This window comes from Actinomadura scrupuli (genome assembly GCF_050971785.1).
Taxonomy (GTDB): Bacteria; Actinomycetota; Actinomycetes; order Streptosporangiales; family Streptosporangiaceae; genus Actinomadura_E; species Actinomadura_E scrupuli.
In genome coordinates this window covers 371,791-395,562 of the sequence record NZ_JBPCCU010000001.1, presented here as the reverse complement: position 1 = coordinate 395,562, position 23,772 = coordinate 371,791, and the positions used below count along the sequence as shown (strand labels likewise).

General features: G+C 71.8%; 23 protein-coding genes. 11 read left to right on the top strand and 12 right to left on the bottom strand.

Annotated elements, in window-relative coordinates; translation table 11 throughout:
- Positions 1-51 precede the first annotated feature (51 nt).
- From ACRYCC_RS01925 to ACRYCC_RS01890, 8 genes are read right to left on the bottom strand one after another with little or no spacing between them, the layout of a single operon-like run.
- Entirely contained in the window at positions 52-510 is a 459-nt protein-coding gene (locus tag ACRYCC_RS01925; protein ID WP_433808000.1) for a TadE family protein, read from the bottom strand.
- Positions 507-941: a TadE/TadG family type IV pilus assembly protein gene (locus ACRYCC_RS01920; protein WP_433807998.1), complete on the bottom strand. Its 435-nt coding sequence runs from the start codon at positions 939-941 to the stop codon at positions 507-509. The genes ACRYCC_RS01925 and ACRYCC_RS01920 overlap by 4 nt, the downstream gene beginning before the upstream one ends.
- Before the next feature lie 3 nt (positions 942-944).
- Positions 945-1,178 (bottom strand): hypothetical protein, encoded by a 234-nt coding sequence (locus ACRYCC_RS01915; protein ID WP_433807996.1) that lies wholly within the window; start codon positions 1,176-1,178, stop codon positions 945-947.
- A 35-nt stretch (positions 1,179-1,213) separates the two neighbouring features.
- Complete coding sequence (locus tag ACRYCC_RS01910; RefSeq protein WP_433807994.1) at positions 1,214-2,125, bottom strand: type II secretion system F family protein; 912 nt, start codon at positions 2,123-2,125, stop codon at positions 1,214-1,216.
- Positions 2,122-3,090: a type II secretion system F family protein gene (locus ACRYCC_RS01905; RefSeq protein ID WP_433807992.1), complete on the bottom strand. Its 969-nt coding sequence runs from the start codon at positions 3,088-3,090 to the stop codon at positions 2,122-2,124. Before ACRYCC_RS01905 ends, ACRYCC_RS01910 begins: the two co-directional genes overlap by 4 nt.
- Positions 3,087-4,391, bottom strand: a complete 1,305-nt coding sequence (locus ACRYCC_RS01900) for a TadA family conjugal transfer-associated ATPase (protein WP_433807990.1) — start codon at positions 4,389-4,391, stop codon at positions 3,087-3,089. The genes ACRYCC_RS01905 and ACRYCC_RS01900 overlap by 4 nt, the downstream gene beginning before the upstream one ends.
- Positions 4,392-5,606 (bottom strand): MinD/ParA family ATP-binding protein, encoded by a 1,215-nt coding sequence (locus tag ACRYCC_RS01895; RefSeq protein ID WP_433807988.1) that lies wholly within the window; start codon positions 5,604-5,606, stop codon positions 4,392-4,394.
- 2 nt (positions 5,607-5,608) lie between these two features.
- Entirely contained in the window at positions 5,609-6,436 is an 828-nt protein-coding gene (locus ACRYCC_RS01890) for a hypothetical protein (protein ID WP_433807986.1), read from the bottom strand.
- Between the two features lie 401 nt (positions 6,437-6,837).
- On the opposite strand from ACRYCC_RS01890, the gene ACRYCC_RS01885 reads away from it, so the two are divergent.
- On the top strand, positions 6,838-11,472 hold the full coding sequence (locus ACRYCC_RS01885) for a type VII secretion EssC family protein (protein ID WP_433807984.1): 4,635 nt from the start codon (positions 6,838-6,840) through the stop codon (positions 11,470-11,472).
- An 81-nt stretch (positions 11,473-11,553) separates the two neighbouring features.
- On the top strand, positions 11,554-11,784 hold the full coding sequence (locus ACRYCC_RS01880; RefSeq protein ID WP_433807982.1) for a hypothetical protein: 231 nt from the start codon (positions 11,554-11,556) through the stop codon (positions 11,782-11,784).
- A 77-nt stretch (positions 11,785-11,861) separates the two neighbouring features.
- Here ACRYCC_RS01880 and ACRYCC_RS01875 read toward each other — a convergent pair whose 3' ends face one another.
- Positions 11,862-12,134, bottom strand: coding sequence for a WXG100 family type VII secretion target (locus tag ACRYCC_RS01875; protein ID WP_433807980.1), 273 nt, complete (start codon positions 12,132-12,134; stop codon positions 11,862-11,864).
- Positions 12,135-12,567: 433 nt separating this feature from the next.
- Here ACRYCC_RS01875 and rpmG point away from each other — a divergent pair, with 433 nt between their 5' ends.
- Positions 12,568-12,732: a 50S ribosomal protein L33 gene (rpmG, locus tag ACRYCC_RS01870; RefSeq protein ID WP_433807978.1), complete on the top strand. Its 165-nt coding sequence runs from the start codon at positions 12,568-12,570 to the stop codon at positions 12,730-12,732.
- On the top strand, positions 12,729-12,977 hold the full coding sequence (locus ACRYCC_RS01865; protein ID WP_433807976.1) for a type B 50S ribosomal protein L31: 249 nt from the start codon (positions 12,729-12,731) through the stop codon (positions 12,975-12,977). Before rpmG ends, ACRYCC_RS01865 begins: the two co-directional genes overlap by 4 nt.
- A 55-nt stretch (positions 12,978-13,032) precedes the next feature.
- On the opposite strand, the gene ACRYCC_RS01860 is transcribed toward ACRYCC_RS01865, so the two are convergent.
- Together ACRYCC_RS01860 and ACRYCC_RS01855 are read right to left on the bottom strand one after the other, a co-directional pair.
- Positions 13,033-13,350: a hypothetical protein gene (locus tag ACRYCC_RS01860; RefSeq protein ID WP_433807974.1), complete on the bottom strand. Its 318-nt coding sequence runs from the start codon at positions 13,348-13,350 to the stop codon at positions 13,033-13,035.
- Between the two features lie 5 nt (positions 13,351-13,355).
- Positions 13,356-14,381: an SPFH domain-containing protein gene (locus ACRYCC_RS01855; RefSeq protein WP_433807972.1), complete on the bottom strand. Its 1,026-nt coding sequence runs from the start codon at positions 14,379-14,381 to the stop codon at positions 13,356-13,358.
- Between the two features lie 311 nt (positions 14,382-14,692).
- On the opposite strand from ACRYCC_RS01855, the gene ACRYCC_RS01850 reads away from it, so the two are divergent.
- The 3 genes from ACRYCC_RS01850 (at position 14,693) to ACRYCC_RS01840 (ending at position 18,314) form a co-directional block, all read left to right on the top strand.
- Positions 14,693-16,447 carry an acetyl/propionyl/methylcrotonyl-CoA carboxylase subunit alpha gene (locus ACRYCC_RS01850; RefSeq protein ID WP_433807970.1) on the top strand — a complete coding sequence of 585 codons (1,755 nt, stop codon included), beginning with the start codon at positions 14,693-14,695 and terminating at the stop codon, positions 16,445-16,447.
- Positions 16,448-16,574: 127 nt separating this feature from the next.
- A complete protein-coding gene (locus ACRYCC_RS01845; RefSeq protein ID WP_433807968.1) occupies positions 16,575-17,942 on the top strand; it encodes a hypothetical protein in 1,368 nt (455 codons plus the stop codon).
- A gap of 33 nt (positions 17,943-17,975) precedes the next feature.
- Positions 17,976-18,314, top strand: a complete 339-nt coding sequence (locus ACRYCC_RS01840; protein ID WP_433807967.1) for a DUF5313 family protein — start codon at positions 17,976-17,978, stop codon at positions 18,312-18,314.
- A gap of 6 nt (positions 18,315-18,320) precedes the next feature.
- Here ACRYCC_RS01840 and ACRYCC_RS01835 read toward each other — a convergent pair whose 3' ends face one another.
- Positions 18,321-19,706: an NAD(P)H-quinone dehydrogenase gene (locus ACRYCC_RS01835; protein ID WP_433807966.1), complete on the bottom strand. Its 1,386-nt coding sequence runs from the start codon at positions 19,704-19,706 to the stop codon at positions 18,321-18,323.
- Positions 19,707-19,831: 125 nt separating this feature from the next.
- Between ACRYCC_RS01835 and ACRYCC_RS01830 the strand changes: the two genes are divergently transcribed.
- The 4 genes from ACRYCC_RS01830 (at position 19,832) to ACRYCC_RS01815 (ending at position 23,694) form a co-directional block, all read left to right on the top strand.
- Positions 19,832-20,284 carry a gamma-glutamylcyclotransferase family protein gene (locus ACRYCC_RS01830; protein WP_433807964.1) on the top strand — a complete coding sequence of 151 codons (453 nt, stop codon included), beginning with the start codon at positions 19,832-19,834 and terminating at the stop codon, positions 20,282-20,284.
- Positions 20,285-20,301: 17 nt separating this feature from the next.
- Complete coding sequence (locus ACRYCC_RS01825) at positions 20,302-21,099, top strand: purine-nucleoside phosphorylase (protein WP_433807962.1); 798 nt, start codon at positions 20,302-20,304, stop codon at positions 21,097-21,099.
- A gap of 39 nt (positions 21,100-21,138) precedes the next feature.
- Positions 21,139-23,079 (top strand): phospho-sugar mutase, encoded by a 1,941-nt coding sequence (locus tag ACRYCC_RS01820; RefSeq protein WP_433807960.1) that lies wholly within the window; start codon positions 21,139-21,141, stop codon positions 23,077-23,079.
- Positions 23,080-23,148: 69 nt separating this feature from the next.
- A complete protein-coding gene (locus ACRYCC_RS01815; RefSeq protein WP_433807958.1) occupies positions 23,149-23,694 on the top strand; it encodes a dihydrofolate reductase family protein in 546 nt (181 codons plus the stop codon).
- Positions 23,695-23,772 lie beyond the last annotated feature (78 nt).

Sequence of the window (23,772 nt, the reverse complement as noted above, 5' to 3'; positions counted from 1 at the left end):
CCGCCGCGGCGGCCGCGGCGGGCGATGTCCGGCACCGACGCACAGGGCCGCTCATCGGGTACCCACCGATCCGTCCCGGCGAGTGAACCTGTCGATCGGCGCGGTGGCCGAGCCGCGCATCGACTTGGTGCCGGGAATGCCGATCCACGCCACGTCACCGAGGTCGACGGAGCAGCTCACGGTGGCGGTGACCTGACCTCCCGGTCCCCAGTCACTGACGTCCACCGTGGTCTTGGGGCCGCCCGAGCACCAGCCGTCTCCGCCCAGACTCGCGACGGCCGCCCGCTCGGCCATGCTCCGTGCCCCTCCCGGACCGTCCTTGCCGCGGGCGACGGACGCGGCCCTGGCCGCGTCCCGCGCCGCACCATCGATCTGGCTCTGTACGTCGACGATCCTGCCGAACCCGGCCAGCAACATCATGAAGCCGATGAACACCGGGGTGACGATCACCAACTCCAGCGACATGGTGCCGCGATCGGCCCCGGGCCCGCGGAGACGACGGCGGGTCATGGCTGATCCTGGCAGGTGATGCCGCCCCCGACGTCGGGACGGAAGCACTCCCTCGGACCACCGGCCTGTTCGCGCACATTGAAGTCCAGGAGCGGCACGACGGCCACCGCCCGGCCGGTCACCACCACTTGGCGGTCCCTCTGATCACCAGTGGCCACCGCCCGGATGTTCGTGAGCAGCCCTGGACCCACCTGCGCGACACTGTCGGTCGCCCGCCGCTCCGCCTTGGCCCGCCACGCGCTCGAGGTGTCGGTGCGGGCGACGCGCGCACCGCTCTGTGCCGCGGCCAGCGCGACATGCCGAGCGTGATAGATCATGGCGAACTGCACCACGAACAGGATCATCGTGATCAGGACCGGTGTCAGCAGCGCCCACTCGAGAGAACTCGCCCCCGAGTCGCGAGCCCTCTCCTTGACGGACACGGAGCGCACGGACTAACGGCCTCCGTTGCCGGTGCCGTTGCCGACCTTGATGTTGTTGCCGGCATCCTTGACCTTGTTGAAGATGACGAGCCCGATGGCGATGGCGATGCTCGCCAGGATGCCGGTGATGATGGCCCACTCGATGGCGGAGGCGCCCCGGCTCCGCTCCTCGGTGCGCAACCGGTCCAGACGGACGCCGAGCCAGGCTCTCGTGTAAAGGATGAGCGGATCGTCCAGGGGGTTCATGTGTACTCCTCGGGGTCGGTTCATCTCAGTTCAGATCATGAGGCGAGCACTCGCACCACGGCGGGGTAGGCGAGAAAGACCATGAAGGCCGCGCAGAAGAGCAGTTGCGCGACCAGCATCGACTGGGACCGCTCACCCGCCTTGCCCTCGAGTTCCGACAACTGCCTGTTGCGCATGGAGGCGGCCCGGGCCGTCAGCGACTGCCTGACCTTCGCTCCGTCATCGGCGACCAGGGCGAGCGCGGCAGAGAGGTCACGCAACTCCGCGATGTCGACCTCGTCTCCCAGCCCGCCGAGCGCCTGCCAGGGCGTCTGCCCGGTGATCCGCGCATTGGCCAGGGCCTCGCGGATGCGGCGCAGGGCCCATCCGTCACCGATCTGGGAGGCCATCATCAGCGCCTCCGGCACGCCCCTGCCCCCGGCGAGGTTCATCGCCACCAGATCCAGGAAGGCGCCGACCACATGGCGGAAGTCCTTCCTGCGCTGGGCCGCCTCCTGCCGAAGCTGCATGTCGGGAAGGACGAAGAACAGCGCCGCGAGCAGGAGCCCCATCCACAGCGGTATGGCCAGGGGCAGGCCGATCACCGCGCCCATGACCGCGAAGAACGGGGTGACCACGAGCGCCACGGCCGGGAAGAGGAACTTCGTGGCGAGAAAGGACTCGAAGGACTTGTCCAGGATCGCCAGGTCCGCCCTGACGTTCCGCAGTTTCCACCCTCGGGCCTCGTAGACCCGGGCCAGTCCGGCACCGAGGTCGGCCCGGATCCCGCTGCGCTGCTGCGGTGACGTACCGGTGCGGCTGGCCCGGGCGTCCTCGTTTCTTCGGCGGTTCACGGCGTCGAAGGCCGCCAGACTGGCGGCCAGCCCCGGCCGCGCCGGGAACAAGGCCCGCAACAGCAGGAAGAGCCCTGCTCCGAAGGCGACCCCGGCCAGAAGTGCCGCCGTCATGGCAGACCACCCCCGGCGTCCATCGTGGCCCGCCCCCGCAGCGGAACGCTGTCCTGCCAGCCGGAGACGGTGGCCGGAACCTCTCCGGGGACACCCGGCCGCGTCCCTGGTTCGGCGAGGAACCGCTGTGGCAGTTCGTACCTGGCCAGCCGCCGCAGCCAGAGGAACGCCGCGGCGTAGAGCGCGATCACGACGATGAGGACGAGCTGGCCGAGGAAGCTGTCATAGGGCTGTACGTAGTCGTGGTTGAAGATCGCCAGAAGCAGGGAGGTACCGACCGAGACGAGCACGACGATCTGGACGCTGCGGCGCGTGGTGCGGCGGTCGGCCTCGACCCGGCGGCGCATGTCGAGTTCGGCGCGGGCGGAGGTGGCGAGCGCACTGAGCATGTCGCGCAGGCCCGGGCCGCGCAGCCGGGCGTTGAGGATCAGCGCACCGATCACCAGGTCGGCGGAGGGGTCGTCGAGATCGTCGGCGAACCTGCGCATCGCCTCGGCCATGGGCATCCGCGTGTGCATCCGGTCGACGAGCACTCGCAGCGGCGGCTGAAGAGCAGGGGCCGCGGCCCGCAGCGACGCCGGGATGGCCTGCTCCAGCCCGACCGCGCCCGCGATCGTGTCGCGCAGCGATTCGGTCCAGGCCGCGAGTCCCTCGAGCCGTACCATCGCCTTGCGTTCCTCGCCCGCTCCGCCGGCGATGCCGTTCCAGCCGAGCACCAGCAGTCCCGCGCCCACCGCGGCGACCACCCACTGTGTCGCGATCAGCACCACCGCACCGACCCCCGCCGCGATGGCGAGGCGCCGGCCGAACACACTCAGCAGGTCCCGGAGGTCACGCCCGCTCGCCGGCTTACCGGGGCGTACGGGGAAGCCTCGCAGCGACATGACCAGCAGCAGCACGCCGCCGCCGAGCACCGCCCCGGACAGGGCCGCCCCCAGGACGTCGGTGCCGAACACCGCGCTCACTGCCACATCACCCCCCGATTCGGGTCGTAGCCCTGCTCGGCCAGGTCGTCCATGCAGGAGATGGGAGCGGCGGGCACCGCGTACCCGTTCGGGGCCGACGCGAAGACCTCGCTGGACAGCACCCGGCCGTCGCAGCCGGTGACCTCACGGACGCTGGAGACGAACCGCCGCAGCCGCCCACCGTGGACGTACTCGTTGCGCTTCTCTATGAAGACCACGAAGTCGATGGCCCCGGAGATGAGCATGTGGGTGGCCTCGATGGGCAGCCGTTCCTCGGACTGGATGGCGTAGGTCGCGATGCGGTTGAAGACCTCCATCGAGGAGTTCGCGTGGATGGTGGAGAGCGAGCCGTCGTTGCCCTGGGTCATCGCGTTGAGCATGGTCACGATCTCGTCGCCGAGGACCTCACCGACGATGACCCGCGAGGGGTTCATGCGGAGCGACCGGCGGACCAGCTCGGCCATGGAGATGGCTCCCTGGCCCTCGGAGTTGGGCAGCCGCTGCTCGAACGCCACGCAGTTGGGGTGCAGCTCGGGGAACTGGTCGAGGCCGAGTTCCAGTGCCCGCTCCACCGTGATGAGGCGTTCGTGCGGCGGGATCTCGTTGGCGATCGCCCGCAGCATCGTGGTCTTGCCCGCGTTGGTGGCCCCGGCCAGCATGATGTTCTTCCGGGCCAGCACGGCGGCCTTGAGGAACTGGCCCAGCTCGGGGCTGACCGTCCCGTTGCCGATCAGATCGGAGAGGAACACCTTGCCGAGCCGCGCCCGGCGGATCGAGAGCGCCGGCCGGAGCGTGACGTCCATGACGGCGGACAGCCGGGAGCCGTCCGGCAGCCGCAGGTCGAGCTGCGGATTGGCGGTGTCGAAGGGACGGGAGGACAGCCCACTGTAGGCGGCGAGGATCTGGATCAGCTCGACGAGCTCTTCGTCGGACTCGGCGACCGGCTCACCCATGACCTCGCGCCCGTCCGCGTACCCGATGAAGACCTTGTCGCAGCCGTTGACGTCGATGTTCTCGATCTCGAGGTCCTCGAGCAGCGGCTGTAGTCGGCCGACGCCGAACAGCGCCGCGTGGACCCCGGCGGCCAGCGCCTCCTCCTCCTCGGCGGAGGGCGGGCGGCGACCCGAGGTGATCTCGCCGCGGGCGAACTCCTCCAGGACCTGGGAGATGATGGCGCGCGCGAACTGCCGCTCGTCCTCGCCGGACATCGGTGCGAGCCCGCCCGCGGCGTCGAGGCGTCGCTGCTGCGCCAGCCGGTCGCCGACCTCCTGGCGCAGTCGCTTGACCAGACCGTGGTCCACTTAACGCCCCCCCTCGGCTCGCGAACCGGTCGGCGGTGCCCCCGGGGTAGTCCCCGCCGGATGACCAGGGCGCGGATCGGCCGGGGGTGCCGCGGGGGTCGTCGTTGCGGGGCCTTGGCGCGACTCGGCCGAGGGTGCCGCGGGCGTCGCCTCCGTGGAAGGTGCCGCTGCGGGGGCCGTGTTCTGGGCGGGAGCCGGTCGCTGCCCGGTGGTGGCGGGCGGTGCGACCTCGGCGCCGTTGCGCGGGGCGGCGGAGCGGCCGGCCGGCGCCGGGCGGTGCGGCGGCTGCGGCTGGGGCTGGGGCTGGGGCTGCTCGACGGGAGAGGCCAGCGGCCCGGGGCGGTCCGGGGGTGCGGCGTGCGCGGGCCGGGGTACGGACTGGCGCGAACGCTGAGTGCCCGGGGGCGGCACCAGCGGCGCCGCCGTCACGGGAGGGGGCAGGCTCCCGGCCGGCGACCCCGGAACGGTCAGCCGTCCGAGCAGACCTCCGGCGAGCTCGCGCGCCGATCGGATGAGCAGCGACTTGTCGAGCCGGCCGCCCCACTGCCCGCGGAGCATCTCGGCGCCCTTGGGGTCGTAGGCGAGACCGCCGAGTACGGTCGCGGGCAGCTGGGCCTGCACGATGATCCGCTCGACCTCGGCGATGGAGCCCCGGTAGTCGCGTGGGTCGGCGATGACCACGATGCCGATCGGCGGTCTCGTCCGTGACTCGACCGCGGCCAGGGCCGAGACGCGGTCCCGGAGATGGGCGACCTGCTCCAGCGAGGGCCGGGTGAGCAGCACGATCATGTCGGCTTCGCGCAGCAGGTCGTTCAGCGGGCCGCCGGCGCCGAGCCGGCCGCAGTCGGCGAGGACGTCGATGGGATGGAGGCTGGCGAAACACCGCCCGAGCGGCCCCCACAGCCAGGTGAGGCCCTGGGCCTGTTCGGCGTTGGTGAGCCCGGCCAGCACGTCCATGCCGCCGACGAGCCGCTGGGTGTGCTCGCCGATCTGGTCCGGCCGCAGCCCGCGCCGTGCGGTCGCCGCCAGGCTGAGCAGGCCGCGGGCCGGGTTGAGCATCCCGCCGTCCTCGGCGGGCAGGCGGTAGACGAGGTCTCCGCCACCCTGGTCGCACTCGGCCACCAGCACCGGCCGCGGCCACACCGCGCCCAGGGCGACGGCGGCGGTGGTGACACCGGGAGCTCCCTTGTCGGCGGCGAGAGCGATGAGTGCCACGATCAGCCGCCCGTCCCGCCGGTCGGGACGGCCCCGCCGGTCTGCCTGCCGCCCGGCGGTGTGCTCTTCTCCGGGACGACGGGCTGGGTCCCCGGTGGCACGGTCGCGGTCTTGTCCACCTTCACGCCGGTGGGCAGCAGGGCGACCGCCACCGCACCGTCCGAGGCCGCCTGGGTGACCAGTGGCGCCTCGTCCGGCGGGATCGCGACGGAGACCGAACTCGTGTCGGAGGAGGTCTGGTCGCTCTGGCCGCCGGTTCCACCCGTGTACGACACGATCGCGTCGTTGGACAGGACCGTGCCGGGCTTGACCGAGGTGCTGGTCCCGCCCACCGAATAGAGGCTGACGTGGTCGCCCGTGCGGAGCCCGCTGGCCGGCAACTGGCCGGTCTTCAGCGCCAAGCCCACGATCACCCTTCCCTGCGTGGCGGCGTCGGTCGAGCTCAGCATGCCGTTCGTGAGCAGCGCGCCCTTGACCAGCGGCACGGCGGCGAACGCCCGGGCGACCTTGAACCGCTCGCTCCAGCTGATGTAGCTGATGCCGGTGTTGCCGATCTGGGTCTCTTGGAGCGCTCCGATCGGAATCTGCTGCCCGGCCGCCACCGGCTGGTTGATCTGGATCGCCGACACTCGCTGCCCGCTGGCCATCACGAGGTACGCGCTGGCGAGCGCGCCGCAGACGATCAGCAGGACGGCCAGTGCCGCGAGAGCGGGCTTGCGCTCGCGTGGCGGCACCGGAAGGCGCTGCTGACCTGTGGTTCCGCCGAGCCCGGTTCGTTGCACCGCTGCGGAGTTGCTCTTCGCCGGGGGCGTCGTCTGGCTGGTCCTCATTGCTTTGGCCACTCCGGAGGGTTGCACATTGCCGGAGCGACCCATGGTTGCGGGCTTGACAAGGTCACGTCAACGGATTGGAACAGGTGACGCCTTCCCGTAACCCAGCGGACAATTCTGTCAGCGATGTGGATCACACTAACCCTTACGGTCAGTCACAATGGCGGCCCATATTGACCCCATCCGGACAGGACGGAAAGGTTTGACGGCCATTCGGGCGGGGTAACCCCAAGCGATCTTGCCGGACCGTACGCTCCCGGAACCCCCTGCCCGCAGGCGGTGCGGCCCTGATGACCGGCCGGTGCGAGCGAGGGTACGGGCAATGGAACACCGCCAAGCGCCCGGCGCGGCCGGGAGGGGGCGAATTAGGGTGGCCGCAGGCAGAACGGCGGAGGACACGAATGCGGATCTCGCTCACGGCGCTGACCGGTCACGGCCCCCGGGACCTTGTGATCAATGGCGATTCCGATATGACGGTGGAGAGCGTCGCGAGATCGCTTTTCGGCACGCTGAACACCGGCTCTCCAGCGGAAACACCGGATCAGGACCGGCGGCCCCAAGGAGAGCTGGCCGAGGTCCTCCCGCACCCCCGCGCGCACTGGCTGGCCAAGTCCGCACCCGCCCCGGCCCCGCGCGCGCTGTGGATGAACGGCCGGATGCTGGACCCCGCGGCCAGGGCCGTCAAGGCGCTCCGGGACGGCGCCATGGTCACCGTCGAGCAGGGCAGCGCACCGGCGACGGTGCTGACCGAGCCGACCGGCCTGGTCGAGATCCGGGTGGCCGGCGGCCCGGCCGCCGGCGCGGTGCACCGGCTGGGCATCGGCACCACGACCCTCGGCACCTCCCAGGACGCCGATCTGCGGCTCGGCGACCCGGCCGTCCCGGGCCGTTCGCTGCGGGTCATCGTGGAGCGCGACCGCGTCACCGTGGAGGCTTCCAACAACACCCAGGCCACCCTGGACGGGCTGCCGATCGAGGCCAAGACCGAGTGGGCGGAGGGCGGCATCCTGATGGTCGGCTCCTCGGTCCTGACGCTGGCGCCCAGCTCCGCCGCCGACACGCATCTGGAGCCGCTCGACGAGGGCGGGCTGGCCTACAACCGGCCGCCGCGCATCACCCCGTTCCAGCGGCCCAAGCGCCTCGACGTGCCGCAGCGGCCCGAGCGCAACGACAAGCAGCGGCTGCGGCTGTTCGGGGCCCTGCTGTTCTCGGTGTTCGGGCTGGTGATGGCGTTCGCGCTCAAGCAGTGGTGGTGGGCGCTGTTCGCGTTGAGCTGGCCGGTCATGCAGGTCGGCGAGTGGATCGGCGACCGGCTGCACGGGCGCAAGTCGTACAAGAAGGCGCTCAAGGCCTACCACCAGAAGGTCGCGGACTTCGACGGCGCCCTGGAGCTGCTCCGGCAGGAGGACGAGCGGGAGCGGCGCGCGTTCCATCCCGACCCGGCCGAGGTGCTGCTGACCGCGACCGGGCCGCGCAAGCGGCTGTGGGAACGGCGGATCACCGACCCGGACACCCTCCACCTCCGGGTCGGGCTGGCCGACCAGCCCGCCCGCATCGAGCTGGCCGGGGCCGCGGAGGGCGAGGACCGGCCCCCGGTTGCCAGGACGGTGCCGGTGGCGCTGCCGCTGGCCGAGCTGGGCGTCATCGGCCTGACCGGTCCCCGGAAGGACTCCCGCGCGCTGGCCCGCTGGATGGTCGCGCAGGCCGCGGCGCTGCACAGCCCGCGTGACCTGGCCGTCGTCGTGCTCTGCGCGGACTCCGGCCCGGCCGGGGACGACGCCGGCGCCGCGGAGCAGTGGAACTGGGTGCGCTGGCTGCCGCACTGCGCCCCCCACGAGGGCGAGGACTGCTCCGTCCTGGTCGGCACCGACCCCGAATCGGTGGCGCACCGGGTGACCGAGCTGGCGATCCGCATCACCGAGCGCCGCCGCGCGGCACAGGCGACCACCAGCCCGTTCGGAGGGGGCTCCGGCCCGGCCGGCGCGCCGCCGTACAACATCCTGGTGGTGCTGGACGGCGCCCGGATGCTGCGCCGGGTGCCCGGCATGCCGCAGGTGCTGGCGCACGGCCCCGAGCACGGCGTGTACGCGCTCTGCGTGGACGACGACGAACGGATGCTGCCGGAGGAGTGCCGGGCCGTCGCGGCCTGGGACTGGGACCGGCCGGACTCGGTGCGGCTGCGGGGGCACGGCCTCGACACCGTCGGACGGGTCCTGGCCGACCAGGTCTCGCCCGCCTGGTGCGACCGGCTGGCCCGCGCGCTGGCGCCCGTGCGGGACGTCTCGCGGGAGGACTCCGAGAGCGGGCTGCCGGTGTCGGCCCGGCTGCTGGAACTGCTGGGCATGCCCAACCCGACCGCCGACCACGTGCTCGCCAGGTGGTCCAGGTCCGCCGACGACGGGAAGGGCTCGCAGGCGGGGACCCGGGTGCCGATCGGCCTGACCACCGACGGGCCCTTCTCCCTCGACCTGCGCACGGACGGGCCGCACGGGCTGATCGCCGGCACCACCGGCGCGGGCAAGTCCGAACTGCTGCAGACCCTGATCGCCTCGCTGGCGGTGGCCAACCGGCCCGACGAGATGACGTTCGTGCTCATCGACTACAAGGGCGGCGCGGCGTTCAAGGACTGCGCGGAGCTGCCGCACACCGTCGGCATGGTCACCGACCTGGACGGGCACCTGACCGAACGCGCCCTGGAGTCGCTCGCCGCCGAGCTGCGGCGGCGGGAGGAGATCCTGCTGCGCGCCGGCGCCAAGGACATCGAGGACTACCACGACCTCCGGCACCAGGCCGACCGCCTGGTCTCCGCGGCCGGGCGGAGCGGTGACCGGCCGCCCGGGGCGCACGGCCGGTTCGGCCCGCGGACACCGGCGCTGGAGCCGATGCCCCGGCTGGTCCTGGTGATCGACGAGTTCGCCGCGATGGTCGCGGAATTGCCCGAGTTCATGACCGGGCTGGTCGACATCGGCCGCCGGGGCCGGTCGCTGGGCGTCCATCTGATCCTGGCCACGCAACGCCCGGCGGGCGTGGTGACCGCCGACATCCGGGCCAACACCAACCTGCGGATCGCGCTGCGGGTCACCGACGCCGACGAGTCCACCGACGTGCTGGACGCGATCGACGCCGTCAAGATCTCCAAGGCCACCCCCGGTCGCTGTTACGTACGGGCCGGAGGGTCCTCGCTGCACGCCGTACAGTCGGCGCGCATCGGAGGCCGGCGGCCCGGCGGCGCGTCCGAGCCGTCGGCGGCCCCGGCGGCCTCGGTGCGCACGCTGGAGTGGCACGACCTGGGCCGGCCGGCGCCCGGCGGGAAGGCCGAGCCCGACGCGGACGAGTCCATGGTCACCGACCTGTCCGTCCTGGTGGAGGCGGTGCGCGAGGCGGCGGCGCGGGCACGGATCCCGGTCCAGCCGTCCCCGTGGCTGGAGCCGCTGCCGGAGCGGCTGGCGCTGTCGCCGCGGGTCGCGGCCGGTGGATCGGTGGTGGACCTGCCCCCGATCGAGTTCGGGGTGACCGACGTGCCGGAGGTGCAGTCGCGGGGCGCGCTCTCCCTGGACCTCGCCGCGGGCGGCCACGTCTACATCGCCGGGTCGGCGCGGTCGGGCCGGTCGACGGCGCTGCGGTCGCTGGCGGGCGCGGTGGCCGGCTCGTGCTCGCCCTATGACGTCCATCTGTACGCGATCGACTGCGGGGCCGGGGCGCTGCTGCCCCTGGTGGCCCTGCCGCACTGCGGGGCCGTGGTGGGGCGGGACCAGCTCGACCGCGTCGAACGGCTCATCAGCGCGCTGTCCGCCGAGGTGTCCCGGCGGCAGCAGCTGCTGGCCGAGGCCGGGTTCGCCTCGCTGGCCGAGCAGCGGGCCGCGGTCCCGGCGGCGGAGCGGCTGCCCTGGATGCTGCTGCTGCTCGACCGGTGGGAGGGCTTCGTCGCCGCCTTCGAGCACTACGACTACGGGCGCCTGGTCACCGCCGTACTGCAACTGCTGCGGGAGGGCGCGGCGGTCGGGCTGCGCGGTGTCTTCGCCGGCGACCGGTCCGGGCTGGGCGGTCAGGTCTCGACGGTCTTCGACCGCCGGCTGGTGCTGCGGATGGCCGATCCGGCCGACTACGGCTATGCCGGGTTCAACGAGCGTTCGGTGCCGTCGGAGATGCCGCCGGGCCGGGTGCTGGAGCAGGTCGTGGCGAACGGGCCGCTGCGCGAGTCGCAGGTGGGGCTGCTCGGCGACGACGCCTCCGGTACCGGGCAGGTCGCGGCGCTGCAGGCGCTGGCCCGCTCGTGCGCGTCGCGCTACGGCCGGTTGCCGCGCTCGCTGCGCCCGCTGCACGTGGACGAGCTTCCCGTACGGGTGACCTACCGCGAGGCGCTGGCGCTCGATCCGGAGGCCCTGGCGCCCTCCCGGCTGTGGGCGCTGGTCGGCGTGGGCGGGGACGCGCTGGCGCCCGTGGGCATCGACCTGCTGGCCGACGGGCCGGGGTTCATGGTCGCCGGGCCGCCGCGGTCCGGCCGGTCCACCACGCTGCGCACGATGGTCTCCTCGCTGCTGGACCCGGCCACCGGCGGGGGGCTGGTGCCGGTGGTGCTCATCACCCCGCGACGCTCGCCGCTGCGGCAGCTCGCCGGGCAGCGCGGGGTGCTGGGAGTGCTGGACGGCTCCGCCGAGGAGGCCGAGCTGAGCGCGCTGGTGGAGGAGGAGGACCGCTACGTCGTGGTGGTCGACGACGCCGAGCTGCTGGACGAGACCGACCTGGACGACGCCCTGGCCAGGGTGCTGCGCAGCGCCCGGGACGGCGAGCACGCGGTCATCGTGGGCGGGACCACCCAGGACCTGTCGCGGGGCTACCGGGGATTCCTCTCCGACACCCGGCGGTCCCGGTCCGGGCTGCTGCTGTCGATCGAGTCGGCGGAGGACGGCGACATCTTCGGGCTCCGGCTGCCGCGCAACGCCTCGATGGGCGGGCCGGTCGGCCGAGGCCTGCTCGTCGCCACCGGCGTCCACACCCAGATCCAGGTGGCATTGCCGCCCGCCGGGCAGGACTGACCCTGACCCTGACAGAACCCTGTGTAGTCAATTGACTACGTTCCGCTGAAACGATCTGACTGGGCATGGCAGGGTCATGCCGTGAACGAACGATGGAGATCACCGCAGAGCCGGCGCCCGGGCCGGCACCGATCACCGCTCGACCAGCCACGACTGGTCGATGGCGCCTGGGCCGATCCGTACGCGGACGACCTGGGCTCGGCCTTCGGGCTGGAGCTGCACCACGGCCGCCACGACGGCACCCACCACCGGTCCCGCGCCGCCCGCTCGCCCGAGGAGTCGCGAGGTCCCGGTCCGGGCGCCGGCGAATAGCGGCCCGCCGGGCACCCACCCACGCGGGCCCCGGCCGGGCATCCCGGCCGGGGCCCGCAGTGGGTCCGTCCCGATCGTCAGCGGGTCGCGGCCTCGATGTTCTGCTGCGACCTCTTGATGTCCTGCGAGCCGTCCTCGAGGGCCACCGCCATCTTCTCGAAGGCACTGCGCGCCTCCTGCCAGGCGCTGCGGAACCGTTCCGCATTCGGGCCCCACCAGTCGTTCCGGCTGCTCTCGGTCTTGGAGTTGAGATCCTTGATCAGAGCATCGAGGTTCTTCGAGTGCTTGTTGAAGTCCCGGGCGAGCTGTTCCAGCACCGCGATGTTCGCGCCGCGCCTGTCTCCACTCATGATCCGATCCCTTCGTTGCAGAAAGAGCCTGCCCTCGTCGGGGCCGCTCGACTAACTCCGGCCATCCGTGCGGCTCTGCCGATGATTGCCATATCCACAGAGCCGGGTAACTCGATGAAGAGAACTGGTGGACGCTTTCCCACTCCCCCGATCCAATCCGATCACCGCTGGGTGAGGCACGGACGGAACATCATTTCGGCATGGGCGTCCAGCGTACGACCCCACGATTACCGATTCCAGGGGAACATTGCCGATCTGATGCGGATACGGGGATATTCACGACGGTGACGAATGGCCGCATGCGGCCACGCGCGGGTCAGGCCGGAGCCGCCCCGGCGACGTGGCGAGCCGCTGCCCCTCGCCGCGCCGGGGCCCGCGCCGGGCCCGCACGGTGGGACGGGAATGAAAACGGTTCCGGTTTCCTTACAGGGACATGGCCAGGAACGAGAAGCGACCGGTGATCCGGCTCAGGGCCACCACCGGCTCGGGCTTCACCTACGTGACCACCAAGAGCCGGCGGAACGACCCCGGCCGGCTCACCCTCCGCAAGTACGACCCGATCGCCCGCCAGCATGTGCTCTTCCGGGAGGAACGATGAAGAACTCCATCCACCCCGCCTACGGTCCCGTCGCGTTCCGCGACCGCGGCACCGGCGATGTCTTCCTCACCCGGTCCACGGCCACCAGCGCACGGACGATCGAGTGGGCGGACGGCCGGACCTACCCGGTGATCGACGTGGACGTCTCCGCGGCGAGCCACCCCTTCTACACCGGCCGGCAGCGCGAGCTCGACACCACCGGCCGGGTCGAGAGGTTCCGCAAGCGCTACGCCCGCACCGCCTGACAGGCAGGGCTCACCTCGGCCCGGGAGCACCCGGGCCGGGGTGATCCGGGCCGGTTCACTCGGACTGGGAGCGCAACGCGGCCACCCGCGAGCGGGCCTCGGCCATGAGCAGGTGGTAGGCCCCGTCCCAGTCCTGGGCGTCGTCGGGCACGGTGCCGACCACCTGGCGCCCCAGCTCGGCGGGTCCGCCCCGCGCCCCCGGAGCGATCTGACGGACCACCACGGTCGTCACGCCACCGCCCGACTCGGTGTGGACCTCCCAGTCCGCGGCGGACTCGAGCTCGCGAGAGCCCCGGGGCCGGACCAGGAGATAGATCACCCAGCCGACCCCGACCACGACGGCCGCCTCGACGACGAAGAGCAGGACGCGCATGACCGCTACTTTCCTGGTACCGCGATGCCGCCCGGATTGCCCGGCGCGTAGACCGTGATGCCCTGCGGGAGGGCCTTCAATTCCTCGATCTTGGCGCAGGTCGGGCACTTGGTGTAACCCTCCTGCCGGGCCTTGTTCGCCGCGGCCTCGGCACGGGCCTGCGCGACCTTCGCCTGCGCCTCACTGACGGTGGCGAACGCGGCCTGGGCCCGGTCCACCGCGCCCTGGACCGAGGTCGGCAGGGTCACCCTGGACAGGTTGAAGTGCAGGTTGGTGAGGAACTTCGCGCCGAGCGTCTGGAGCAGGTCCTGCTCCAGGCTGGTGTTGATCGCGCTCTGCACCTTGGCGATGTTGCCGTTGTTGTTCTGTACCTGCCCGGCCGCCGGCGCCTGCTGCCCGGGGGCGGAGGCGTTCTGGACCAGCGCGCAGGACGAGACCAGCTCGGCGCAGCGGAAGCTGTTGATCTGGGTGCGGAGGTCGTTGTCGATCACCGGCCGGATGATCTGGTCGAGGAAGGTGGCCCAGCCGTCGTCGCCGTCCCAGGCGAACCGCGCCTTGCCGTCCGCGCCGGTGAACTTCCGGGTGCCGAACTTGTCGTCGAACGTCTTCAGCGTCGCGTGGTCGGTGTTGAGAGTGAAGTAGAGGGTGCCCTCGATGCCCATGTTGACGCCGTCGGACGACGGCACCGTCACCACGTCGACGCCGACCCGCTCACCGCGCCTCACGTCCGAGGTGATGGTGTAGAACCGCTGCTGCGCCGGGTACTTGTGGCTCTTCGAGCCCCAGCCGATCCAGGTCATGCTCGATCCCGGGTCGATGATCTGCCGGATCCGGTTGTTGTCGAACATCCCGCCGTTGCGCACGACCGCGATCTCACCGCCGGTCGTACGGTCGAAGCCACCGAACAGGTTGGGCAGGGTCACCAGCGCGACGATCACCATGACGACGGCGATGGCGATCCCGCCCCGGCGACCGGGGCTGAACCGGGCTCGGGCGGATCCGGATCTGGCGGCCGCGGACTTGGCAGGCATGGGGTTCCTTTCGGAAAGCGGCAGAGCCAGGGATTGGGAGGCGCCGCAGGAGTGTGACGGTACCGATGACTAGCAGGATCCAGGTCAAGCACTCCTACTTGCGGCTAATCCCTCACATCCAGTTCAAGGCCTGCTGCTTCACGCCAATCCATGGGGATCCAGGTCAGCCCCCTCCCTCCTCGGCGCAATCCATCGGGATCCAGGTCAGCCCCCTCCCTCCTCGGAGCAATCCATCAATAAGGAGGGGCTTACGGAAGTCAGAAATCCCGGTTGCCTAGACTGCCGTCCAGGTCGAGTCAAGGAGACGTACGTTGCGCAAGGTCCTGATCGCCAATCGTGGTGAGATCGCGGTCCGTATCGCCCGTGCCTGCAGGGATGCGGGGCTGGCGAGCGTCGCCGTATACGCGGAACCCGACCTCGACGCGCTGCACGTGCGCGTGGCCGACGAGGCCCACGCCCTCGGCGGCCGGACGGCGGCCGAGAGCTACCTGGACATCGAGAAGCTCCTCAAGATCGCCGCTGACTGCGGGGCCGACGCGGTGCACCCCGGCTACGGCTTCCTGGCCGAGAACGCCTCCTTCGCCGAGCGGGTCGAGGCCTCCGGGCTGATCTGGATCGGCCCGCCCCCCGCCGCGATCACCGCGCTGGGCGACAAGGTGCAGGCCCGGCACATCGCCCAGAAGGTCGGCGCCCCGCTCGTCGCCGGTACCGCCGACCCGGTGTCGGGGGCCGACGAGGTCGTCGAGTTCGCCCGGGAGAACGGCCTGCCGATCGCGATCAAGGCGGCCTTCGGCGGCGGCGGGCGCGGCCTGAAGGTCGCCCGCACCCTGGAGGAGATCCCCGAGCTGTACGACTCCGCGGTGCGTGAGGCGGTCGGCGCCTTCGGCCGCGGTGAGTGCTTCGTCGAGCGTTACCTCGACAGGCCCCGGCACGTCGAGACCCAGTGCCTGGCCGACAAGCACGGCGCCGTCGCGGTGATCTCCACCCGTGACTGCTCGCTGCAGCGCCGGCACCAGAAGCTGGTCGAGGAGGCGCCCGCGCCGTTCCTCTCCCAGGCCCAGATCGACCTGCTCTACACCTCCTCCAAGGCGATCCTGCGCGAGGCGGGCTATGTCGGCGCCGGCACCTGCGAGTTCCTCGTCGGGCAGGACGGCACCATCTCCTTCCTGGAGGTCAACACCCGGCTGCAGGTGGAGCACCCCGTCAGCGAGGAGGTCTCGGGGATCGACCTGGTCCGCGAGATGTTCCGGATCGCCGACGGCGAACCCCTGGGCTACGACGACCCGGAGCTGCGCGGTCACTCCATCGAGTTCCGGATCAACGCCGAGGACGCCGGCCGGGGCTTCCTGCCCGCGCCGGGCACCGTGACCGCGTGGCAGCCGCCGTCCGGTCCGGGCGTACGGCTGGACACCGGCTACGACCGGGGCCAGACCGTCCCGCAGGCGTTCGACTCCCTGGTCGCCAAACTGATCGTCACCGGCGCCACCCGCCGGCAGGCCATCGAGCGGTCCCGGCGGGCGCTGGCCGAGTTCGTGCTCGAGGGCATGCCGACCGTGCTGCCCTTCCACCAGGCCGTCCTGCACGACGCCGCCTTCATCTCCGACCCGTTCACCGTGCACACCCGGTGGATCGAGACCGAGTTCGACAACCGGATCCCGCCCTACGAGGGGCCGGTGGACCAGGACGGGCAGGCCGAACGCGAGACGGTGACCGTCGAGGTCGGCGGCAAGCGCATCGAGGTCGTACTCCCCGCCGGGCTGGGCGCCTCGGGCGCCGGCGGCCAGGGGCGCGGCTCCGGGGCCCAGCCGCCCCGCCGGGCCGGCGGCAAGAAGGCCGGCGCCGCGGCCGGCGGGGACGCGCTGGTCAGCCCCATGCAGGGCACCATCGTCAAGGTCGTGGGGGAGGAGGGCGCCACCGTCGCGGCCGGCGACACCATCGTGGTCCTGGAGGCCATGAAGATGGAGCAGCCGCTCACCGCGCACAAGGCGGGCACCGTCACCGGTCTGTCCGCCGAGGTCGGCCAGACCGTCACCAGCGGCGCCGCCATCTGCGAGATCAAGGACTGACCCGCCGGCCCGCCCCCGCGACGACGCCATCCGGCGGGGGCCCCGGCGACCTCCATCACAGCAGGTGACGGACGGAACCAAAGCCGTCCGTGGTTCGTCCCTGTGAGCGAAGGAGGAGACTTAACCTATGAGCTCCGAGTTGACCACCCAGTTGACCACCACGAGGCGGGTGCGCACCGTACGCCGCCTCGCTCTGCCCGCCGTCCTCGCGATCATCGGCGTGCTGCTGTTCGGCTTCATGGCGCCGGCCCAGGCCGACGACGTGTCCCAGATCGCCAACGGACTGCGCAGCAGCAAGCTGTACGTCTCCACGGACGTGCCGACCGCCCTGTCGCCGTCCGACCAGGAAGCGATCCGCATGGCGCTGAACAACGCCAAGAACGTCGACATCCGGGTCGTGGTGACCAAGAGCACCCAGGACGGCGTCACCCAGCGGCAGCTCGTGCAGATGCTCAGGTCGGTGCAGCAGCGGGTCGGCAAGGGTGAGGTCTACCTCGCCGTCACGGCCGACGACAAGATCGCGGGCATCGCCAAGAAGGGCGTGCTGTCCGGCAACGAGCTCAACCGGCTCGTCAGCCAGGCGAGCGGCGGCGACATCAAGACGCGGGTGATCACGTTCGCCCAGCTGGCCGACAAGAAGGCCAAGGACAAGGCGTCCTCCAGCGCGACCACCACCGCGGTGGTCCTTGGCGTCCTGGTGCTGCTCGCGGCCGGTGGAGCCGGGCTCTTCCTCGTCGCGCGCAAGAAGAAGCGCGACCGCCAGGCCCAGCAGATGGCGGAGCTGAAGTCGAGCGTCGAAGAGGACGTGACCCGGCTCGGCGAGGACATCAGCGGGCTGGACCTGGCCATCACCGACCCGAACCTGCCCGCCGAGGCGCGCGAGGACTACACCCGGGCGCTCGACTCCTACGACTCGGCGAAGACCGCGACCGAGCGGGCCCAGCGGCCCGAGGACATGACCCTGGTCACCAAGGCGCTCGAGGAGGGCCGCTACTCCATGATGGCGGTCCGGGCCCGGCTCGCCGGTGAGCCCGTGCCCGAGCGGCGCGCGCCCTGCTTCTTCAACCCGCAGCACGGCCCGTCGGTCCAGGACGTCAGCTGGGCGCCGATGGGCGGCATGCCGCGTTCGGTGCCCGCCTGCGCGGACGACGCCGCCCGCATCATGCGGGGCGAGAGCCCCGACACGCGGCTGGTCGAGGTCGGTGGCCGGCGCACGCCGTACTACGACGCGGGGCCCGCGTACGCCCCGTACGCCGGCGGCTACTACTCGGGCTACGGCGGCGGGGACATGCTGAGCGGGCTGCTCATCGGCACCGCGATCGGCTCGATGTTCGGTGGCGGCTGGGGCGGCGGTTTCGGCGGCGGCTGGGGTGGTAACGACTCCGGTGGCGGCGGAATCGACTTCGGCGGTGACTCCGGTGACGCAGGCGGCGGTTGGGACTTCGGCGGCGGCGACTTCGGCGGCGGCGGGGACTTCGGCGGCGGCGACTTCTGACCGGAGCGGCGGAGCCCCCGACCGGGCTCCGCCGTGACCCGGCTGGCGGGCGACCCGGGGCCCTGGCGGCGCGTCCGCTACGCCCTCGGGTTCCGGTTGCCGGCCGACAACCATGACTGGGTCAGGCACGATCTGACCGATGTGGGGTGGCGGAGCCGGATCCTGGTCCGCCACCTCGCCGTCATGACGCCCGTGTGCGTGGTGCTGGCCCTGCTGCCCGGCGAGTGGTGGATCCGTCTCCTCACCGTCGCGCTGGCCCTGGGGGCCAGCACCTTCGTGGTGGCGATCAGCGCCGGGGACATCCGGATGTCCCGGCTGCACCAGCACGGCCTGCCGGACGACCTCGGCCGCCGGACCCGCCCCGGCGAGTAGGCCGGGTCAGTACGCGGACTCGCGCATGAGGCGGCGGGAGGCCTCGGTGAGGCTGCCCGACAGCGAGGGATAGACCGCAAACGTGTGCGCCAGCTGGTCCACGGTGAGGTGCTGCTGCACCGCGATCGACAGCCCCAGGATGAGCTCGCTGGCCCGCGGTGCGACGATCACGCCGCCCAGGATGATCCCGGTGGAGGGACGGCAGAACAGCTTGACGAAGCCGTCCTCGAAGCCCTGCATCTTGGCGCGCGGGTTGGTGGACAGCGGCAGCATCACCGTGCGGGCGTCGACCTCACAGGTGTCGATCATCTGCTGGGAGACCCCGACGGTGGCGACCTCCGGGTCGGTGAAGATGTTGGCGGCCACCCAGCCCAGCTTGAGCGGCTGGACCGCCTCGCCCAGCGCGTGCCACATGGCGATCCTGCCCTGCATGGCCGCCACGGAGGCGAGCATGAGGACACCGGTGCAGTCTCCGGCGGCATAGATGTGCGAGGCCGAGGTGCGCGAGACCTTGTCGACCTCCACGAAGCCGCCTCTGGACAGGCGTACGCCCGCGGCCTCCAGCCCGATGCCGCGGGTGTTGGGCACCATGCCGACCGTCATCAGGCAGTGCGAGCCCTCGACCTTGCGGCCGTCCTCCAGGGTGACGATGACGCCGTCTCCGGAACGCTCCACAGCACCGGCGCGCGAACGGGACAGCACGTTCATGCCGCGGCGCCGGAAGACCTCTTCGAGCACCGCGGCGGCGTCGGCGTCCTCGTTGGGCAGCACGCGATCCCGCGAGGAGACCAGGGTCACCTTCGACCCGAGCGCCTGGTAGGCGGCGGCCAGCTCAGCTCCCGTGACCCCGGAGCCGACCACGATGAGCTCCTCGGGCAGCGCCGGGAGGTCCCACAACTGCCGCCAGCTGAGGATGCGCTCACCGTCCGGCTCCGCACCGGGCAGCACCCGGGGCGTCGCGCCGGTGGCGATCAGCACGATGTCGGTGGAGATCCGCTCCCCGCAGACCTCGACGGTGTGCGGGTCGACCAGCCGGGCCTCGCCCCGCACGACCCGGATGTCCTCGTAGCCCAGCCGTTCGGCCACGTCGAAGGACTGTGCCCGGGCCAGGTCGCGGACCCGCTTGTTGACCACGGCCATGTCCGCCAAGAGGCCACCGACCTCACCGTCCGATCCGCCGGAGAACTGCAGACCCAGCCGGGTCGACTCGGACATCACGGCCATCCGGGTCGAGGTCGCGATGAGTGTCTTGGAGGGCACGCAGTCGGTGAGCACGCAGGCGCCGCCCGGCCCGTCCCGCTCCACCACGGTCACGTCGGCGCCGAGTTGTGCCGCGACGAGAGCGGCCTCGTAGCCGCCGGGGCCTCCTCCGATGATCACGATCCTGGTCACCCGTCCATTGTTTCTCACCTTCAGGGGTGGTTGGGCGTAGTCGTAGGGGTTTGAGAAGGACCACGAGAGGGAAATCGGGTGCCCCTGCGCCGTTCTCCCGACCGGACGCCGTACCCTTGCGGATCGTGGCCTTGTACGCGGCATACGACTCCAACATGGACCCCGAGCAGATGGCTCAGCGGGCCCCGCATTCGCCCCTGCACGGAACCGGCTGGCTGCAGGGATGGCGGCTCACCTTCGGCGGCCAGGACGTCGGCTGGGACGGCGCGCTCGCCACGGTCGTCGAGGACGCCGACGAGCACGTGTTCGTGGCGATCTACGACGTGCCGGAGATGGACGAGCACGAACTGGACCTGTGGGGCGGCAACGGGCTGATCCCGCACCACAAGATCCGGGTACGGGTGGAGACCCTGGACGGCGACGCCCTGTGCTGGCTGTACGTCCTGGACGCCTACGAGGGCGGCCTGCCGTCGGCGCGCTATCTGGGCATTCTGGCCGACGCGGCGGAGAAGGCCGGCGCCCCGGACGACTACGTGAAGGACCTGCGGACCCGTCCGTGTAAAAGTCTGGGCGAATAGCCCTCTACCGTAGGTACGTGAGCAAAGAGGCTTCTGATCTGGCCCAGGCCGCCGCCGACGAGCTGCGGTCCCGTACCCACGACGCGTTCGACGTCGCCCTGGTGATGGGCTCCGGCTGGGTGCCGGCCGCCGATGCCCTCGGCCCGGCCGAGGTGGAACTGCCCGTCACCGAGCTGCCGGGCTTCGCGCCCCCGGCGGTCGAGGGGCACGCGGGCACCATCCGCGCGGTGAACGTCGGCGGCAGGCGGGCCCTGGTGTTCCTCGGCCGGACGCATCTGTACGAGGGCCGCGGCGTGGACGCGGTGGTGCACGGGGTCCGTACGGCGCTGGCCGCCGGGGTGCGCACCGTGATCCTCACCAACGCCGCCGGTGGGCTGCGGCCGGAGACCCAGCGGGTCGGCGATCCGGTCCTGATCAGCGACCATCTCAACCTGACCGGGGCCAACCCGCTCACCGGCGCCACGTTCCTGGACCTGTCCGAGGTCTACTCCCAGCGGCTGCGTACCCTCGCCCGCGAAGCCGACCCGTCGCTCGCCGAGGGCGTGTACGCGGCCTTCCGGGGGCCGACGTACGAGACGCCCGCCGAGATCCGCATGCTGCGGACGATGGGCGCCGACGTGGTCGGCATGTCGACCGTGCTGGAGGCCATCGCGGCCCGCCAGGGCGGCGCCGAGGTGCTCGGCATCTCCCTGGTCACCAATGTCGCGGCCGGCCTCTCCGACCAGCACCTCGACCACGAGGAAGTGCTCGCCGCCGGCCGGGCCGCCGCCACGCGGATGGGCGGGCTCCTCGCCACGGTCGCCGGCAAGCTCTGAGCGGGTCCTGATGCACGGAACACGGCGGGGAGACGATCAGTGACGGGCACGTACCGCGAGCGGGCACTGGAGTGGCTGGCACAGGACCCCGACCCGGCCACCAGAGCGGAACTGCGAGCGCTGCTGGACGCCGAGGCGGGCGATACGGGAGCCGGGAGCACTGGTGCTGAGGGCACCGGTGCCGGGGACACCGATGCCGGGGACACTGCTGGTGGTCCTGCCGCTGGGGACACCGTTGCTGGGGACAGCCTTGCGGGGAACACCGTTGCGGGGAACACCGCTGCTGGGGACACCGCTGCGGGGAACACCGCTGCGGGGGCGCGGGCCGCGCTGACGGACCGGTTCGGCGCCAAGCTGGAGTTCGGCACCGCGGGGCTCCGCGGGGAGATGGGCGCCGGGCCCAACCGGATGAACCGGGTCACCGTCATGCGCGCCGCCGCCGGCCTCGCGGCCCGCCTGCTGCGTTCCGCAACGTCCACGCCGTCCGTGGTGATCGGCTATGACGCGCGGCACGGGTCGGAGCGGTTCGCCCGGGACACGGCCGCCGTCATGACCGGAGCGGGGCTGACGGCATGGCTGATGCCGCGTACGCTGCCGACTCCGGTGCTGGCCTTCGCCGTACGGTTCCTGGGCGCGGACGCGGGGGTCATGGTGACCGCCAGCCACAACCCGCCCCGCGACAACGGCTACAAGGTCTACTGGGGCGACGGCGCGCAGATCGTGCCGCCGCTGGACACGGAGATCTCCGCGGCCATCGACGCGGTGGGCCGGGTCGACGAACTTCCCCTGGGCGAGCACTGGACCGTACTCGGTGAGGAGATCGTCGAGGCCTACCTCCAGGCGCTCACCACGATCCCGCTGGGCACCGCACGCGACGTCACGGTGGCCTACACGGCGCTGCACGGTGTCGGGGCGGAGACGCTGGCACAGGCGTTCCAGCGCGCCGGATTCCCTGCCCCGCTGCCGGTCGAGGAGCAGATCACTCCCGACCCGGACTTTCCGACCGTGGCGTTCCCGAACCCGGAGGAGCCGGGCGCCATGGACCTGGTGCTGCGCCTGGCCGAGGTTCGGGGCGCCGATCTGGTGATCGCCAACGACCCTGACGCCGACCGGTGCGCCGTGGCGGTTCCGCTGCCCCCAGTGCTCCCGCCGGTTCCGCAGGTCGCGGCGGATCCGGCGACCGGCCGTACGGGCGGCGCCGGGCGGGAATGGCGGATGCTGACCGGTGACGAGGTCGGCGGGTTGCTCGCCGAGCACGTCCTGCGGCACACCAGCGGCCCGGACCGGACCGTGGTGACCACCATCGTCTCCTCGTCCCTGCTGGGCCGGATCGCGGCGGCGCACGGGGTCCGCTTCGCCGAGTCGCTCACCGGCTTCAAGTGGATCGTCAAGGCCGCGGGGCCCGGCGACCGGTTCGTCTTCGGCTACGAGGAGGCACTGGGCTACTGCGTGGGCGGCGACGACGGTCCCGTCGTCCTCGACAAGGACGGTATCGGCGCGGCCCTGGCGGTCGCCGGGCTGGCCGCCGAGGCCGCACGCGACGGCCGTACGCTGCTGGATCTGCTCGACGACCAGGCCCGGCGGTACGGCGTGCACGCGACCGGCCAGCTCTCCTTCCGGGTGGACGACCTTGCCCTGATCACCGACGCCATGGCCCGGCTGCGGAAGGCCCCGCCGTCGCGACTGGCCGGCCGCGCCGTCACGGCGGTCGACGACCTGGCCACCGGCGCGGGCGGGCTGCCCCCGACAGATGGCCTGCGCCTTCGCCTGGACCCCGCACCAGGAAGTGCCGGAGAGCCGGGCAGCGGCGCCCGGGTCGTCGTACGGCCTTCGGGAACCGAACCGAAGCTCAAGTGCTACCTCGAGATCGTCGCCCCGGTCGGCACCTCCGCCGACGGGGTCACCGAGGTTCGCACCCGGACGGCCGCCGAGCTCACCGCCCTCCGCGACGCCCTGTCCGAGCTGTTCTCCTTCGCCTGACGACGCGCGGCCACAGCCGACGCGAGCGGCGCCTTGGTACCGTCTGCACCGGCGATGGAGGGAGCAGGCGTGCTGGTGTACTCGACGATCGCGTCGCTCGACGGCTACACGGCCGATTCGGAAGGCAGGTTCGACTGGGCTGAGCCGGACGAGGAGGTACACGCCTTCGTCAACGACCTGGAGCGCGGGATCGGGACGTACCTGTACGGGCGCCGGATGTACGAGGTCATGCTCTTCTGGGAGACCGTCTCCCTTGACGGGCAGTCGCCCGCGGTGCGGGATTACGCCGGGATATGGCGCTCCGCGGACAAGGTCGTCTATTCGAGCACGCTGCAGACCACGTCGAGTGCGCGGACGCGGATTGAGCGGAGTTTCGACCCCGAGGCCGTCCGGGCGCTGAAAGAGCACGGGAACGTCAGCGTGGGCGGCCCGGCCCTCGCCGCCGAGGCGATACGGGCGGGCCTGGTGGACGAATACCACCTGTTCGTCACGCCCGTGGTCGTGGGCGGAGGCACGCCCGTCTTCCCGGAAGGGGTTCGCGCCAAGCTCGTCATGGCCGACGAACGCCGCTTCGCCGGCGGCGTGGTGTACCTGCGCTACCGGGCTCAGGGCTGATGTGTCTCTGGCGCGGATAGGGGTCGCCCGGCCTGGTTTGGCCCGTATTTCACCATTCTGCATATTTGACAGAAATGC

Bases quoted from the DNA above. Each gene is read 5' to 3' on its own strand.
- ACRYCC_RS01925 (WP_433808000.1), bottom strand. From the start codon at position 510: ATGACCCGCCGTCGTCTCCGCGGGCCCGGGGCCGATCGCGGCACCATG.
- ACRYCC_RS01915 (WP_433807996.1), bottom strand. From the start codon at position 1,178: ATGAACCCCCTGGACGATCCGCTCATCCTTTACACGAGAGCCTGGCTC.
- ACRYCC_RS01910 (WP_433807994.1), bottom strand. From the start codon at position 2,125: ATGACGGCGGCACTTCTGGCCGGGGTCGCCTTCGGAGCAGGGCTCTTC.
- ACRYCC_RS01890 (WP_433807986.1), bottom strand. From the start codon at position 6,436: ATGAGGACCAGCCAGACGACGCCCCCGGCGAAGAGCAACTCCGCAGCG.
- ACRYCC_RS01885 (WP_433807984.1), top strand. From the start codon at position 6,838: ATGCGGATCTCGCTCACGGCGCTGACCGGTCACGGCCCCCGGGACCTT.
- ACRYCC_RS01875 (WP_433807980.1), bottom strand. From the start codon at position 12,134: ATGAGTGGAGACAGGCGCGGCGCGAACATCGCGGTGCTGGAACAGCTC.
- rpmG (WP_433807978.1), top strand. From the start codon at position 12,568: ATGGCCAGGAACGAGAAGCGACCGGTGATCCGGCTCAGGGCCACCACC.
- ACRYCC_RS01865 (WP_433807976.1), top strand. From the start codon at position 12,729: ATGAAGAACTCCATCCACCCCGCCTACGGTCCCGTCGCGTTCCGCGAC.
- ACRYCC_RS01860 (WP_433807974.1), bottom strand. From the start codon at position 13,350: ATGCGCGTCCTGCTCTTCGTCGTCGAGGCGGCCGTCGTGGTCGGGGTC.
- ACRYCC_RS01855 (WP_433807972.1), bottom strand. From the start codon at position 14,381: ATGCCTGCCAAGTCCGCGGCCGCCAGATCCGGATCCGCCCGAGCCCGG.
- ACRYCC_RS01845 (WP_433807968.1), top strand. From the start codon at position 16,575: ATGAGCTCCGAGTTGACCACCCAGTTGACCACCACGAGGCGGGTGCGC.